Source organism: Streptomyces sp. NPDC059874 (assembly GCF_042731135.1).
Lineage (GTDB): Bacteria > Actinomycetota > Actinomycetes > Streptomycetales > Streptomycetaceae > Streptomyces.
On sequence record NZ_JBHWJY010000002.1, the window covers coordinates 87,271 to 100,503 of the forward strand.

The 13,233-nt window shown below is 71.5% G+C and carries 12 protein-coding genes and 1 pseudogene; 6 read left to right on the forward strand and 7 right to left on the reverse strand.

Translation table 11 applies throughout. The features are described from left to right. Positions 1–12 precede the first annotated feature (12 nt). The 3 genes from ACFV9H_RS01595 (at position 13) to ACFV9H_RS01605 (ending at position 3,094) form a co-directional block, all read left to right on the forward strand. Complete coding sequence (locus tag ACFV9H_RS01595) at positions 13–1,203, forward strand: VWA-like domain-containing protein (RefSeq protein WP_385391746.1); 1,191 nt, start codon at positions 13–15, stop codon at positions 1,201–1,203. A gap of 60 nt (positions 1,204–1,263) precedes the next feature. Then, entirely contained in the window at positions 1,264–2,163 is a 900-nt protein-coding gene (locus ACFV9H_RS01600; RefSeq protein WP_385391748.1) for an NAD-dependent protein deacetylase, read from the forward strand. A gap of 136 nt (positions 2,164–2,299) precedes the next feature. Next, on the forward strand, positions 2,300–3,094 hold the full coding sequence (locus ACFV9H_RS01605; RefSeq protein ID WP_385391751.1) for an alpha/beta fold hydrolase: 795 nt from the start codon (positions 2,300–2,302) through the stop codon (positions 3,092–3,094). A 106-nt stretch (positions 3,095–3,200) separates the two neighbouring features. On the opposite strand, the gene ACFV9H_RS01610 is transcribed toward ACFV9H_RS01605, so the two are convergent. Then, on the reverse strand, positions 3,201–3,932 hold the full coding sequence (locus ACFV9H_RS01610) for a ricin-type beta-trefoil lectin domain protein (RefSeq protein WP_385391753.1): 732 nt from the start codon (positions 3,930–3,932) through the stop codon (positions 3,201–3,203). Positions 3,933–4,184: 252 nt separating this feature from the next. Here ACFV9H_RS01610 and ACFV9H_RS01615 point away from each other — a divergent pair, with 252 nt between their 5' ends. After that, positions 4,185–5,969, forward strand: coding sequence for a hypothetical protein (locus ACFV9H_RS01615; protein ID WP_385391756.1), 1,785 nt, complete (start codon positions 4,185–4,187; stop codon positions 5,967–5,969). Positions 5,970–6,006: 37 nt separating this feature from the next. Here the strand turns inward: ACFV9H_RS01615 and ACFV9H_RS01620 are convergent. The 3 genes and pseudogenes from ACFV9H_RS01620 to ACFV9H_RS01630 all read right to left on the reverse strand — a co-directional run bounded on the left by ACFV9H_RS01620 (position 6,007) and on the right by ACFV9H_RS01630 (position 7,963). Next, a pseudogene (locus ACFV9H_RS01620) lies at positions 6,007–6,437 on the reverse strand (cadmium resistance transporter). Positions 6,438–6,538: 101 nt separating this feature from the next. Next, positions 6,539–7,372: an aldo/keto reductase gene (locus ACFV9H_RS01625; protein WP_385391759.1), complete on the reverse strand. Its 834-nt coding sequence runs from the start codon at positions 7,370–7,372 to the stop codon at positions 6,539–6,541. Positions 7,373–7,468: 96 nt separating this feature from the next. Continuing rightward, positions 7,469–7,963 carry a GyrI-like domain-containing protein gene (locus ACFV9H_RS01630; protein ID WP_385391762.1) on the reverse strand — a complete coding sequence of 165 codons (495 nt, stop codon included), beginning with the start codon at positions 7,961–7,963 and terminating at the stop codon, positions 7,469–7,471. A 187-nt stretch (positions 7,964–8,150) separates the two neighbouring features. Between ACFV9H_RS01630 and ACFV9H_RS01635 the strand changes: the two genes are divergently transcribed. Further along, complete coding sequence (locus tag ACFV9H_RS01635) at positions 8,151–9,728, forward strand: carboxylesterase/lipase family protein (RefSeq protein ID WP_385391764.1); 1,578 nt, start codon at positions 8,151–8,153, stop codon at positions 9,726–9,728. A gap of 42 nt (positions 9,729–9,770) precedes the next feature. Here ACFV9H_RS01635 and ACFV9H_RS01640 read toward each other — a convergent pair whose 3' ends face one another. From ACFV9H_RS01640 to ACFV9H_RS01650, 3 genes are all read right to left on the reverse strand, one after another. Then, a complete protein-coding gene (locus ACFV9H_RS01640) occupies positions 9,771–10,616 on the reverse strand; it encodes a hypothetical protein (protein ID WP_385391767.1) in 846 nt (281 codons plus the stop codon). Positions 10,617–10,693: 77 nt separating this feature from the next. Continuing rightward, positions 10,694–11,134 (reverse strand): hypothetical protein, encoded by a 441-nt coding sequence (locus tag ACFV9H_RS01645; protein WP_385391770.1) that lies wholly within the window; start codon positions 11,132–11,134, stop codon positions 10,694–10,696. Between the two features lie 125 nt (positions 11,135–11,259). Further along, entirely contained in the window at positions 11,260–11,808 is a 549-nt protein-coding gene (locus ACFV9H_RS01650) for a DUF1062 domain-containing protein (RefSeq protein ID WP_385391772.1), read from the reverse strand. 354 nt (positions 11,809–12,162) lie between these two features. Here ACFV9H_RS01650 and ACFV9H_RS01655 point away from each other — a divergent pair, with 354 nt between their 5' ends. After that, positions 12,163–13,221, forward strand: coding sequence for a glycoside hydrolase family 26 protein (locus ACFV9H_RS01655; protein WP_385391775.1), 1,059 nt, complete (start codon positions 12,163–12,165; stop codon positions 13,219–13,221). Positions 13,222–13,233: the final 12 nt, after the last annotated feature.

Sequence of the window (13,233 nt, forward strand, 5' to 3'; positions counted from 1 at the left end):
GCCCGGGTCGCCGTGCGCCCGCACCTGAACCTGGACCGCGCGAAGCTGCTGGCAGCCCGCTACAAGGCGGCCGAGGCCCGTCCGTACCTCGCTTCCGCGCTGTACGCCCTGACCGTGGTCCCCTCGGACGGGGTGCGCACCATGGGCGTCGATCGGCATTGGCGCTGCTACGTCTCGTCCGCCTTCGTGGAGGCGACCCCGGTCGTCGAACTGGCCGGGGTGTGGATCCACGAGGTGGCGCACCTGCTGCGCGACCACCACGGCCGCGCCGAGCGCCTGCCCGCCGCCGACCAGCGTGATCCGGTCCGGGTCAACATCGCCCAGGACTGCGAGATCAACGACGACCTGCTCGCCGACGGGCTGGCGCTGCCCGAGGGGCGGATGGAGCCCAGGCTCTACGGGCTGCCCACGGGCGGGCTGTTCGAGACCTACCTGCCGGCGATTCCCCCGACGCCCCACGGGCCGGACTGCGGTTCCGGTGCGCACGGCACCCCCGCGCCCTGGGAGCTGGGCGAGGACGGTGGCCCCGCCCGGGTCGGCCCGGTGGAGGCGGATGCGCTGCGCCGGCAGACCGCCCAGGCCGTACGGGCCCAGCAGCGCACCCGGGGCCGGGTCCCCGAGGGCTGGGCCCGGTGGGCGGAGGAGCTGCTGGAGCCTTCCGTCGACTGGCGCCAAGCCCTGGCCGGAGCGGTCCGCGAGGCCGCCGCCTGGGCCGCCGGCGCGGTGGACTACACGTACCGCCGCCCCTCGCGCCGCACTCCCGCGCTCGGCGGCCGGGTGGTGTTGCCCAGCCTGCGCAGGCCGCTGCCCCGGGTGGCCATCGTCATCGACACGTCGGGGTCGATGGGCCCCGACGACCTCGCGGCCGCGCTCGCCGAAGTCACCGGCGTCCTGCGGGAGGTGGGCGTCGGCGGCAACCGGGTGGCCGTGCTCGCCTGCGACGCCGACGTGCACGCGGTGACCCGGGTGCGCAGTGCCGGCGAGGTGACCCTGGCCGGCGGCGGGGGCACGGACATGCGGGTCGGCATCAGCGCGGCGCTGGACCTGCCCGACCGGCCGAACATCGTGGTCGTGCTGACCGACGGGTACACGCCGTGGCCGGACGAGACACCGTCCTGCCGGCTGATCGCCGCGCTGGTGGGGGATGACCCGCCCGCGCCCCCGGCCTGGGTGGAGACCGTGCGCGTCGACCTCGCCCCGTGAGGGTCCCGTCGACGCGGACGGTGCCGTGCCGGTGCCCCGCCGGTTCCGTAGGCTGGTCGCATGCGCATGCGACCCACTCTGAGCTGGACGCCCACCGAGGAGTTACGGCCCGGCAGCACGGATCCGGAGCCGGTCGCCGATGCGCTGAGGGCCGGCGGTGTACTGGTGCTCAGCGGGGCGGGCCTGTCCACGGAGTCGGGCATCCCCGATTACCGGGGCAAGGGCGGCAGCCTGAGTCGGCACACCCCGATGACCTACCAGGACTTCACCGCCAGTGCTCAGGCCCGGCGCCGGTACTGGGCGCGCAGTCACCTCGGCTGGCGCACCTTCGGCAGCGCCCGGCCCAACGCCGGGCACCGGGCCGTGGCAGCGTTCGCGCGGCACGGCTTGCTCTCGGGTGTGATCACGCAGAACGTCGACGGCCTGCACCAGACCGCCGGCAGCGACGGCGTGGTGGAGCTTCATGGAAGCCTGGCCCGCGTCGTCTGCCTTTCCTGCGGCGCCTTCAGCTCGCGCCGTGAACTCGCCCGGAGGCTCACGGAGGCCAATGCGGGGTTCGCACCGGTGGCCGCCGGGCTGAACCCGGACGGTGACGCCGACCTCACCGACGACCAGGTCGGGGACTTCCGCGTGGTGCCCTGCTCGGTATGTGACGGCATCCTCAAACCGGACGTGGTGTTCTTCGGCGAAGCCGTTCCGCCGCGGCGGGTCGAGCACTGCCGTGAACTGGTCGAGCGGGCGACCTCGCTGCTGGTCCTGGGCTCCTCACTGACAGTGATGTCCGGGCTGCGGTTCGTCCGCCAGGCGGCCCAGGCCGGGAAGCCCGTACTGATCGTCAACCGGGACCCGACGCGCGGCGACCGGCATGCCGTCACCCGGGTCGCGCTCCCCCTCGGGACGACCCTCACCACCCTGGCCGGACGACTGGACGTCCCCGTCGACGGAGAAGCGGCGGCCTGAAGCAGGCCGGGGACCCGCCCCGGGCGTCGGCGCCAAGGTGTGGACGGTTCTGCGCCGCCTTCATGATCGTTGATATGACAGTCCGGTCGAAAGCGCATATCCGGCGCACATGCCTGCGCGGTTGGGGGAATCTCGCATGGAATACACGTTCTCGTCCGACGGCACGCCGATCGCCTACGAGCGGCAGGGTACGGGCCCCCTGCTCGTCCTCGTCGGAGGCACACTCATGACCCGGGCCCGGCACGCCGAGCTCGCCGCGCTGCTGGCCGGGGAGTTCACCGTCATCACCTATGACCGCCGGGGCCGGGGCGACAGCGGGGACCACGCCGTTTTCGAGGTCCAGCGGGAACTCGACGACCTGGACGCGGTGATCGAACAGGCAGGCGGTGGCCCTGTGTTGCTGTACGGGATGTCCTCCGGCGGGGTGCTCGCGCTGGAGGCGGTGGCCCGTGGGAGTGCCGTTTCTCGACTCGCCGTGTACGAACCGCCGTTCATCGTCGACGACAGCCGTCCGCCGCTGCCGGGCGACTACGTCGAGCGGATCACGGAGCTCGTGGCGCACGGTGATGCGACGGGCGCCCTCACCTACTTCCTGACCGCGGGCCTGGCCATGCCCGCGGATGCCGTTCCGGGCATGCGCGACATGCCGTTCTGGGCCCCCTGGGAGGCCACCGCCCACACCCTGCCCTACGACGCCCGACTGATGCGCGACACCATGTCGGGCCGTCCGCTGCCCAGGGACCGCTGGCAGTCCGTCACCGTGCCCGTCCTCGTCGCCCACGGCGACAGCGGAGACGCGTACATGATCAACGCAGCGAAGCAACTGGGCTCCCACGCGCCCAACTACACACTGCGGTGCCTGCCGGGCCAGAACCACAACGTCGACCCGAGGGTCCTCGCCCCCGTCCTGACCGACCACTTCACCCGCTGAGTCCAACCCGCACCGGCCGTGACCCGCGGACCCCGCGCGCCACATCGTCGCGGACGGCACGGCCCCTGGCGGGTCGCCAGGGGCCGTGCTCAGCGGGACGACGGGGTCAGAGGCCGAGGGCCGCGCCGCGCCACTGCTGGTAGGGGCGGTCCGCCGAGCAGTCCCAGATGACCAGGCGGGTGAGGATCCAGGCGCTGACCACGTCCACGCACTTGCCGGAGTGGACGCTGCGGAGCTTGCCGCCGGGCAGCAGCTCGAACTGCTGGTTGGCGGCGCCGTGGCAGCTGTTCAGGCCGAGGGCCGAGCCGTTCTCGGTCTTGGCGTACTGGACGTCCATACAACGCCCCATGGATCGGACGGTCTTGTCGGCTTCGAGCTTCCAGAGCTGGTTGGCGCCGCCGTGGCACTTGTACAGCTGGATCAGGGCCCCGTCCTTCGTGCTGCCGTCCTTGACGTCCACGCACTTGCCGTTGGGCACGGCGACGATCGGGCCGGATCCCTCGGGCGGCGGCGGGGTGCAGGAGATCTTCACCAGCACCTGGTAGTAGCCATCTGAGATCAAGATGCGCTCCGGGCCCAGGGTGACCCTGCACAGGTGGGACGGGTACCCCGCCGCCGCGGCCTGACTGTAGGCCGAGTCGTACGCCGCGGGCTCGGCGATGTTGAGGGGGCCCCAGCCCTCGCCGGTGAAGCTCCTGGAGGTGGTGGGCACCTCGGTGAGGGCGGCCTGAGTGGATCCGGACTGCGGGAGGGCGGCGGCAGCGGCCCCGGAGGGCATCACGAACAGCGCCGCGAGCATGGCCGTGAGGCCGGCCGCGAGCGTGCGGGCCAACTTCATCGTTGGTTCCTTCCAGTGGCGGATAAAGCCGAGAAATGAGGTGCACCTGACAAATACACCGCCGGGGGGAGCGGTCCCCGCCCGGCTTTCGGCGTGGACGACGCTACCGCCGGAACGACTTGCGGCAGTCTCACGAGAGTCTCAACCCACTTGGCACACAAGGAATCCGAGTGATCGCCGGACACCCCAGCGGTCGGCTGGGTATCGTCCTGCCGCTGCCGAGGTGAAGATCATGAGGGGTTCGGGTGTGGAATGAGTGAAATCAGCGGGTCACGGGCGGCCGTCCTGGAGGAATTGCGGGCGGCCGTGGCCGCCCATCCGCTGGTCAACCTCGCGGGCCCCCTGGGCGTCGGGAAGTCGCGGCTCGCGGCGGCGCTGCAGCCGGCGCTGACGGTCGATCTGGACCGGCCCCGAGCGGTCGGCACCCTGCGCCGGGCACAGGCTGCCCCCGTCGACCGGCTGTTGGTGGTCGACAGCGCCGAGGGCCCCCGCAGGCTGGCGGCCGTTCGCGAGGCGTTGGGCGCGGCCGCGAACCTCCTGGTGGTGAGCCGCCGCCCGGTGCTCGCCGATGCCGGTTGGGCGGACTCGGGCGCCGTGACCGTGACCGTGACCGTGCCGCCGCTGCCGGACGACGAGCTCACCGCCGGGATGGAGACCGCCGAGGGCCGCGACCTCGCCGTACGGCTGGGCGGCGGCCTGCCGCTGCTCGCGCAGGCCGTGGGCCGGGCGCTGCGGGCCGGGATACCGCCGTCCGCGACGGGCGCGGTGGCGGACCACGTCGCCACCGAGATCCTCGAACGGCTCGGGAAGGAGCTCCCGGGCCGCCGCCCGCACCACACGCTCCGGCTGCTCGCCACCGTCTGGAACGCCGACGAGAAGCTGCTGTCCGGCGGCCCCGAGCTGTTCACGGCGCTGGCCGAACTCAGCATCGTCGCCCGGGGACGGCTGGGACTGGGGCTCGCCGAGCCGTTCCGCCACGTGATCGAACTCGCCTACCGGTGGCGGCAGCCACAGGCCCACGAGGCCGTCCGGACCCGCGCCGCCAGGTATCGACTCGCCCTGCTGGACCGTTCCGAGGACCCTGTCGAACGGGGCGAGCTCGTGGAGCAGGGGATCTTCCTGACCGGCGATCCGCTGCTGCGGCAGGAGCTCTTCCCCGCGGCGGAGCGCTCATCTCTGTTCCGTACGGCCGCGGACACGGACGCCGGCGCCATCGGTCGACTGATGCGCGAGTGGGCCGTGTCCAGTGGGTTCGACCCGCGCCGGGCGGACCGCCTGGCCGAGCGCTGGGCCGCCGACGACATCTCCGCCTTCCACCTGGCCCGCGACGCGGACGGCAGGCCCGTCGGCCTGGCGAGCCTGCTGCCGATCGGCGAGCGCACCATGGGCTCGACCGAGCCGCTGCTCCAGCAGCACAGCGACGAGCTCACCGCCGGCGGTCTCTTCCTCGGCGCGGCGTACTGCCCGGACCCGGCCGTGCACGCCCAGCTGCTGCGCCACATCCTCCGGCAGGCCGTGGGCACCGGGCGGCTGGTCGTCTCCACGGCGAGCCCCGGCTACCAGGCCCTGCTGGGCGGCCTGGAGTTCCGCAACCACGGCGGAATCGGCGAGGACGTCTACCGCTGCGGCCGCCCGCCCGAAGTCTTCAGCAACGACTTCGCCCCCAACGCCCTGCCGCGCTGGCTCGCACGGCTCGCCGGGGGTCCCGTCCAGGACGTGACCGCGCACCTCGCCAAGACCCTGAGCCGGATCCGGGACCCGCAGTTCCTGGCGCGGAGCCCGCTGCTCGCCCTCCCCCGGACCCCGACGGTGGAAAGCCTGCGCGGCTGGCTGTACGACGCGGTGCACGGCCTGGCGCTCAGCGCGGACGAGGCCGAGTCCGAGGCCGGCCGGATCCTGCAGGCGTACTACTTCGGCCGGGCCGGCACCCATCACCAGGTGGCCCGCGGGCTCCATCTCAGCCGCGCCACCTACTTCCGCCGCCTGCGGCACGGGCTGGACACGCTCGGGGCCCGCCTCCAGTCACCCGTCCCGTAGGAATCACCGCTCGGGGGGTTCGCCTGTTCCGGCCGAGTCACAGGCCGAAGGCGCCGCCCTCGATGAGGATGAGGAAGCCGATGGAGATCAGGACCAGGGGCAGCAGGACGTGACCCCAGCGGGCGAGAACCTCGGCGATGACCGGTCGGGTGGCGAAGACCGGCACGTAGACGCCGATGTTGTCGCCGCCGTTGGCGAAGGGGCCTGCCGGGCCGCCTTGAGACCCACCGCGAGCGGTAGCAGACCGAGGTAGGGGATGGCGGACTCGGGCAGGAGCGTGGCGCCGAACGCGGCGGCCACCGCCACCGTCAGGATCGCCGCGAAGCCCAGGTACTGGCCGAGCACGATGCGACGGGTGGAGCTGCGGTGCCCGGCGCCCCGGGCGAAGAACAGGGCCAGGATCAGGATGTCGTCGATGTTGGTGACGGCGAACAGCCCGACCGCCTGCCCGATGATGCCCAGGTCCACGAGTGGACGCCCTCCTTCGATGCGGTGTCTCGGCGGCGCTACCGGGAGCCCGCACCGCGCCCTTCGCGGGGCCGATCCTCATTGCTGTTCCTCGTGCAGGGTTACTCGGCCAACCGGTCGAGGCGGTCTCGGCGGGCCGGGTCCAGGTGGAGACGGGTCGCAGCGAGATTCTCCTCCAGGTGGTCGATTCGAGCGGTGCCCGGAATCGGGAGGATGACCGGAGAGTGCTGAAGGAGCCACGCGAGCGAGACCTGCGCCGGGGTGGCGTTGAGTTCGGCCGCCACGGCGGCGATCTCGCCCGACGCGTCCGACGCCGCCGACGCGACCGGCCGCCACGGCAGAAACGCGATCCCCGCCGCTTCGCACGCGGCGAGCACCGGCTCGTGCTCGCGGTCGAGCAGGCTGTACCGATTCTGCACGCTCGCGATGTCGACGATCTGCCGCGCCTGGTCCAGTTCCGTGACGCTGATCTCGGACAGTCCGATCCGTCCGACCTTGCCCTCCGTCTGGAGCTCCCGCAGCGCACCGAGTTGATCCGCCAGGAGCACCTCCGGATCGATGCGGTGCAGCTGGAGCAGCTCGATCCGCTCGACGCGCAGCCGCCGGAGGGCGTGTTCGACCTGAACGCGCAGGACGTCCGGCCGGGCATCGAGCTTCCACCCGGCTGGGGATGCCGATCGCGAGACACCGACCTTGGTGGTGACGATCAGCCCGTCCCCGTAGGGGTACAAGGCCTCGGCCAGGAGCTCCTCGTTGGCTCCCCAGCCATACATGTGGGCGGTGTCGATCAGCGTGACGCCCAGCTCGACGGCCCGCCGGGCGACCGCGAGAGAGGCCTCGCGGGCGGGCCCCTGCTCCGCCGGCAGCCGCATGGCTCCGAACCCGAGCCGCCGAACACCCAGATCCCCGCCGATATGAAACATGGTCGATGTCATACCGTCCGCCCCTTCGATCAAGAGCCAACGCCAACAGCGCGGTTGACTTCGCGATCCGGGAAGGCCGGCCCCGCGCCCCGCAGCGGCACCTCCCTGTCAGTCCGCCACCGGCCAGTTGAGTTCGGTACGCAGGTCGCGCGGGTCCATGTCCGGGGACGGCTGCGTCACGTAGGTCTCCCACCTGTCCTCTCCGGCGGACAACCCCTGGGCCCGCATCCAGGAGAGCAGCCGTTCCCAGGAGGACCCGAGGCCGTCGAACGACCCGAAGTGCGTCAGCCGTGCGATCCGCCCTCCGGGAAGCGAACCGACCTCGACGCCGGCCTCCGGCCGCACCGCCCCGTCCGTGACGAATCCGACCTCCAGGTCCAGCGTCTCTCCCGGCGACCCGTGGTAGAGACCGAAGGCGGGGCTCAGCACGGCGATCCGCTGCGCGTCGATGGTCCGTGCCAGGGCGCCGAAGGAAGCATCGAAGAAGTCCCGCAGGCCGGCCATCGGGACGACGCCATGCACTACCGCTGTCGTCGCCGGGTCCAGGTTCACGAGTTCCGGCTCCGAGGCGAAGGCCTCGCTGTCAGATCCGTGGTTGCTCATGCCGCTCCCATCCAGGTTCAAGGGCCACTCAGGACGTGTAGACCCGACGCACGCCGAAAACTCATCGTCCCGGCAGGCCCCGACACCCCCGACGGTGACACGCGGCGGCCGAGGTGGGGATAACCCCACCCCCGGCCGGTGGTTGACCGGCTGCTCGGAAGATCGCCAATTTCATACGCTTGTCTACATGTTGAAGCGGACAGCACACGCAGCCATCGCCGGCGCTCTCACCCTGGGCGCCCTCACCATCGCCGCTCCCGCCGGTGCGGCGGAGCACGGCGACCCCTCGCTGGTACGGACCGACAAGGGCGTCGTACGAGGCACGGTGACCGACACCGTGCGCAGCTTCCAGGGCATCCCCTACGCCGCCCCGCCGACCGGCGGGCTCCGCTGGGCGCCCACGGCGCCCGCCAAGAGGTGGCGCGGCATCCGGAACGCCACCGAGCCGGGTGCCGCCTGCCCCCAGACCGGTGCCGTGTCGCCGGTCGGGAGCCGGTCCGACGACGAGGACTGCCTCTTCGTCAACGTCACCACCCCGCGCGCCGCCGCGGCCAAGCCGCGGCCCGTGATGGTGTATCTGCACGGGGGCGACCACACGGACGGCTCCGGCGCCGTGCACGGTGCCCGGCGGCTCGCCGCCGAGGGCGATGTCGTCGTGATGACGGTCAACTACCGTTTGGCGGCCCTTGGTTATCTCGCCCATCCGGATCTGGAACAGCTCGGCGAGTCCGGGAACCACGGATTCCTCGACCAGCAGGCGGCACTGCGCTGGGTGCGGCGCAACGCCGCCGCCTTCGGCGGTGACCCGGACAACGTCACGCTCTTCGGTCAGTCCGCCGGCGGCTACAGCACGTGCGCCCACTTGGTCGCCCCGTCGTCGGCCGGTCTCTTCGACAGGGTCATCCTGCAGAGCGCCCCGTGCACGGCCGACATGGGACGGCTGGAGCGCGCGGACGCCCTGGAGCAAGGCAAGACCACCGTCAAGGCACTCCAGCAGGATCCCGCCGGGGAGGACTGGCGCACCGTCCCCGTCGACCGACTCGTGAACCCCTTCGGCAGCGGCCCCGAGTACGGGCCCGTCTACGGCGGCACGCTGCTGCCCCGTACCCCCGAGGAGGCCTTCACCGACGGCCGGTTCAACAAGGTCCCGGTGCTGCAGGGCATCAACCGTCACGAGGAACGGGGCCGGGTCTACGGCTTCGAACTGGAGAAGAAGGGCATGACCGAGGACCCGACCGCGCAGCTCGACCGGGCCGACTACGACCGCTACCTGAGGGACATCTTCAAGGAGCACTCCCCCGCCGTCGCCGCCCGGTACCCCATCAGCGCGTACGGCGACTCGCCGGCCCTCGCCCTCGCGGCGGCCATGACCGACGCCAACTGGGCCCGCCCCTCCCTCGACACGGGTCGGGCTCTGTCCCGTCACGTGCCCACGTACACCTACGAGTTCGCGGACGGCGAGGTGCCCTGGTACTCGGATGGGCAGTACCGGAAGCCCGGGTTCGACGTAGGGGCTGCGCACACGTTCGAGCTCCCGTACCTCTTCGAGCTCGACGCCTACGAGTCGCTCACCCCGGCGCAGCAGGACCTGTCCCACGAGATGATCCGCATCTGGACCCGCTTCGCCCGCACGGGCAAAGCCGACTGGAAGCCCACCACCCCGGCGGCGCCGAATGTACGGTCGCTCGCCTCGGGGCCCGGCGGCATCCGTCCCGTGGACTTCGCCAAGGAGCACCGGTACGACTTCTGGAAATCCCTGCGCTGACCCCTGGCCACCGGCCGGCCCGGCCTCCGTGCGGCGGCTGGGTCAGGCGGATGCGATACGGGCCAGCAGCGCGTGGACTTCGCCGACGCGGCGGTGCGCCGGATGCAGGTACCGCTCGCAGGCGGCCAGCGCCCGCAGGGCTTCCGTCTCCGCCTCGCCCGCGCGGCCCAGGGCGTGCAGCGCCACGGCCTTGGCGAGCTCCAGCTCCCCACTGGCGGAAGGAGGCGGCTCGGGGAAGGTCCTGCGGGCCTCGGCCAGAGCTTCTTCGTGGCGTCCCTGCCCCGACAGACTACTGATCAGCAGTCGGTGCAGACGGGTCGCCAGTTGCTCCTCGGCCCGCGGCAGGTTCCCGCGGGCGATCGCTTCCGCCTCCTCGTACTCGTCCTGCGCGCACAGCGCGTCCCCCAGGCAGTGCAGGGCGCAGAGTTCCAGTTGCCACACCTCGGTCAGATGCTTGAGCCGCGTCAGAGCCCGCAGGACGACCCGGGCCTCGACCTCCGCCTCGGCGGGCCGCCGTTCGTCGATCAGCACCCACGCGCGGTTCAGCCGGGCGGCCAGGAGCAGGTATCGGTTCGCGCCGTCCAGCTGCTCCAGTTCCTCGATCAGGGCTTCCTGTTCGGCCAGCACCGTCGCGCCCCGCCCGTGGGCCGTCGCAGCCATGGTGGCGCAGTACACGGCTTGCCAGACGGTCACCGGCCGCCGGTCCCGACCCCGGATGCCCTGGCGAGCCGCGACGACGGCCCGTGCCCGCGCCTCGGCCTCCTCGAACCGGCCCTCGCGCACCAGGTCATGGGCGTCGTGGAAGGCCGCATCGTGCCACGGCGCCGCAGCCCCCCTCGCCCATCGCCGCCAGGCGGCAGCAGTCCACACCCGTCTTCGCAACGTCACGGTCAGCGAGACTACGTGCCCGCTGGAACCGGCCGTTGCCGGGGTGGCCACACCAAGAGCCAGGGCCTGGGCGGCTCTTACACGGCCGAGAGGGTCACTCCCGGCAGGTAGCCGGTCGGAGGTCGGGCCGGCGACAGCCTCACGGTGGGGTGCGGGTTCGACTCCAGGGCGGCCAGCACCTCGGGCGCCGGGTACCCGAACAGGTCCAAGTCCCGGAAAACCACGGGAACGGCGGACGGCCCGGTCGGCGTGAACCCGCACCTGCGGAGGTGGACGGCCGCGAGTCCGTCCCTGTCGTGGTCGGTGCGGCCCAGGCGGTCCGTGCAGTCACCGTAAGCGAGCAGCTCCAGGCCTTCATGGCACGCTGTGAAGGCCCAACCGGTTTGGCAGACCCAGGTCTCGCGGACATCCGCCAGAGTCGCGACGGCCCACTGGGCCTCCCGCTCGGGCATGCCGAACCGCAGAACGCCGGCGTTGTGTGGCAACGCGAGACCCGTCCCCGGCAGCAACTTGAACATCTCCCGATGGTGACCCAGGAACGTGTGCCGGAACAACGGCACGCGCTCCAGCCGACGCCGGCGGATCCGCGCGGCCAGGGCCTGTCCGGCGGATCCTGCCGGACAGGCCCTGGTGCCAGGCGGGCTCAGCGCTTGAGCGTGAAGGTGAAGTCGCCGGAGAGCTTGCCGTTCAGCCGGACTGCCGAAACGAGATTCCCCTCCGTGATCAGTCTCTCGACCTCGGCCCGCGAAAGACCGCAACCTTCGGCGATCAGTCGCACCGGCCGGACGGGGATCCGCGCCGCGAAGCGGACCGAGACGTCGATCACCTCGCGGTCCAGGTGATCCGATCCGCCGGTGTCGAGGCGCCAGGCGTTGTCCCAGTCGAGGGCGATGCGATTGCGGCGCCGCAGGACCGGATCCCGGAGCAACTCGGCTGTCAGGCCAAGGTCGTTGTCATGCAGTCGGTCCAGCAGCTCAGGTCGTACGGAGCGCACGTTCATCCGCTCCAGGACCGTGAGCTTCGCGGTGTCCCCGCAACCGGTACAGAGGACGAGCAGCCAGGCGTCGATGAGCTTGTGGTTCGCGTTGACGCGAAATTTTCCGCTCGCCCGGAAGCGTTCGGACGCGCACGCGTGGCAACGACGGAGGACGAGCGGCAGGCAGGTGGGCACGACCACCCAGTTTTTGAGCACAGAAGTACACCGGTTCCAGTGAGAAGTCCGCAGCAAAAAGGAGCGCGGCGCACAGGCGCGACGCGCGACGATTCAGCACTCGGGGGGTCTCACACGGTGTACAACGGCACGTCCTTGCCTTGACGACTTGATTCGGCAGCACGGTAACGGCGCACGGCGGCGCCGCTCCACTGGTTTTCCTCCGGGCCGCCGACGCGCCGAGGAGGGCGGTGGATTTCACCTGGTCGGGCCAAGCGAAGGCGGCCGGCCGCCGCGAATGGCCCAGCATCGGGACACCGGACAGGCCACACGTCGGATGAGATGTCTAACGTCGCTGTGTCGGACACATCGGTTCGCAAGGCTTGTGGAGGCGTCATGCCCCATCGAGGTCGCCGGCTGGTGGGCGCCTGCACAACCACGGTCGCTGCCGGCCTGCTCGCCACCGGGGGCGCCCTCGTCACGGCGCCTCCGCGAGAGGCTTCCGGGCGTGGCGCCGGGACCGAGGTCGCGGTGGGCGCCTATCTCCACTACGGCACGCCCGGCGTCGAGAGGATGCAGGAACTCTCGCGCTGGCTCGGGGGTACCGAACTGCGCGCCGGGCACACCTATCTGCCCGGCGACACCTGGTCGAACATCGAGGGCGCACCCGATTCCCTGCAGAGTTGGGCACGCTGGCGCAAGGCGAGAACCGACAGGCTGTTCGTCCTGAACGTGCCCATGCTGGAGCGCAACGAAGCCGACCTCCCCGACGACCGCGTCGCCGAGCTGATCCGCTCCGGCGCGCACGGGGAGTACGACCACCACTTCCGGCGGCTGGCCGAGCGTCTGGTCGGCCTCGGCGTGCCGGACACGGTGATCGTGCTCGGCTGGGAGATGAACGGCTTCAACTACAGCCACCGATGCCGGCCCGACCCGGAGGGCTGGAAGAGGTATTGGCGGCGCATCGTGGCTGCCATGCGCTCCGTGGAGGGGCAGCGGTTCCGTTTCGACTTCGCCCCCAACCGCGGCAGTGACGCGATCACTTGGACCAGGTGCTACCCCGGCGACGACGTGGTCGACGTCATCGGCATGGACAGCTACGACCAGCCGCCCGGGGATACGTTCGACGAGCAGGTCGCCCAGCCCTACGGACTCCAGCACCAGGTCGACTTCGCGAAGGCGCACGGCAAGCGGATCTCGTACCCCGAATGGGGGCTGTTTCGGAACGGCGACAACCCCGACTACATGCGGCACATGCTGGCATGGATCACCGAGCACAAGCCGCTCTACCACAGCATCACCGACTACTGCCCGCACGGCGTGTGGCAGTGCGGGCAGAACCCGCGCTCCGCACGAGTCTTTCGGGAGTTCCTGTCCACCGGAAAGGGCCGCGGTCGAGGCGGGCCTCCCCGCTTCGACCGTGCGGAAGACCAAGCCTGGCCAGGGCTGTGGTGATCGCTCCGAGGG

Bases quoted from the DNA above. Each gene is read 5' to 3' on its own strand.
- ACFV9H_RS01605 (WP_385391751.1), top strand. From the start codon at position 2,300: ATGGAATACACGTTCTCGTCCGACGGCACGCCGATCGCCTACGAGCGG.
- ACFV9H_RS01645 (WP_385391770.1), bottom strand. From the start codon at position 11,134: ATGTTCAAGTTGCTGCCGGGGACGGGTCTCGCGTTGCCACACAACGCC.
- ACFV9H_RS01610 (WP_385391753.1), bottom strand. From the start codon at position 3,932: ATGAAGTTGGCCCGCACGCTCGCGGCCGGCCTCACGGCCATGCTCGCG.
- ACFV9H_RS01635 (WP_385391764.1), top strand. From the start codon at position 8,151: ATGTTGAAGCGGACAGCACACGCAGCCATCGCCGGCGCTCTCACCCTG.
- ACFV9H_RS01600 (WP_385391748.1), top strand. From the start codon at position 1,264: ATGCGCATGCGACCCACTCTGAGCTGGACGCCCACCGAGGAGTTACGG.
- ACFV9H_RS01655 (WP_385391775.1), top strand. From the start codon at position 12,163: ATGCCCCATCGAGGTCGCCGGCTGGTGGGCGCCTGCACAACCACGGTC.
- ACFV9H_RS01615 (WP_385391756.1), top strand. From the start codon at position 4,185: ATGAGTGAAATCAGCGGGTCACGGGCGGCCGTCCTGGAGGAATTGCGG.
- ACFV9H_RS01625 (WP_385391759.1), bottom strand. From the start codon at position 7,372: ATGACATCGACCATGTTTCATATCGGCGGGGATCTGGGTGTTCGGCGG.
- ACFV9H_RS01630 (WP_385391762.1), bottom strand. From the start codon at position 7,963: ATGAGCAACCACGGATCTGACAGCGAGGCCTTCGCCTCGGAGCCGGAA.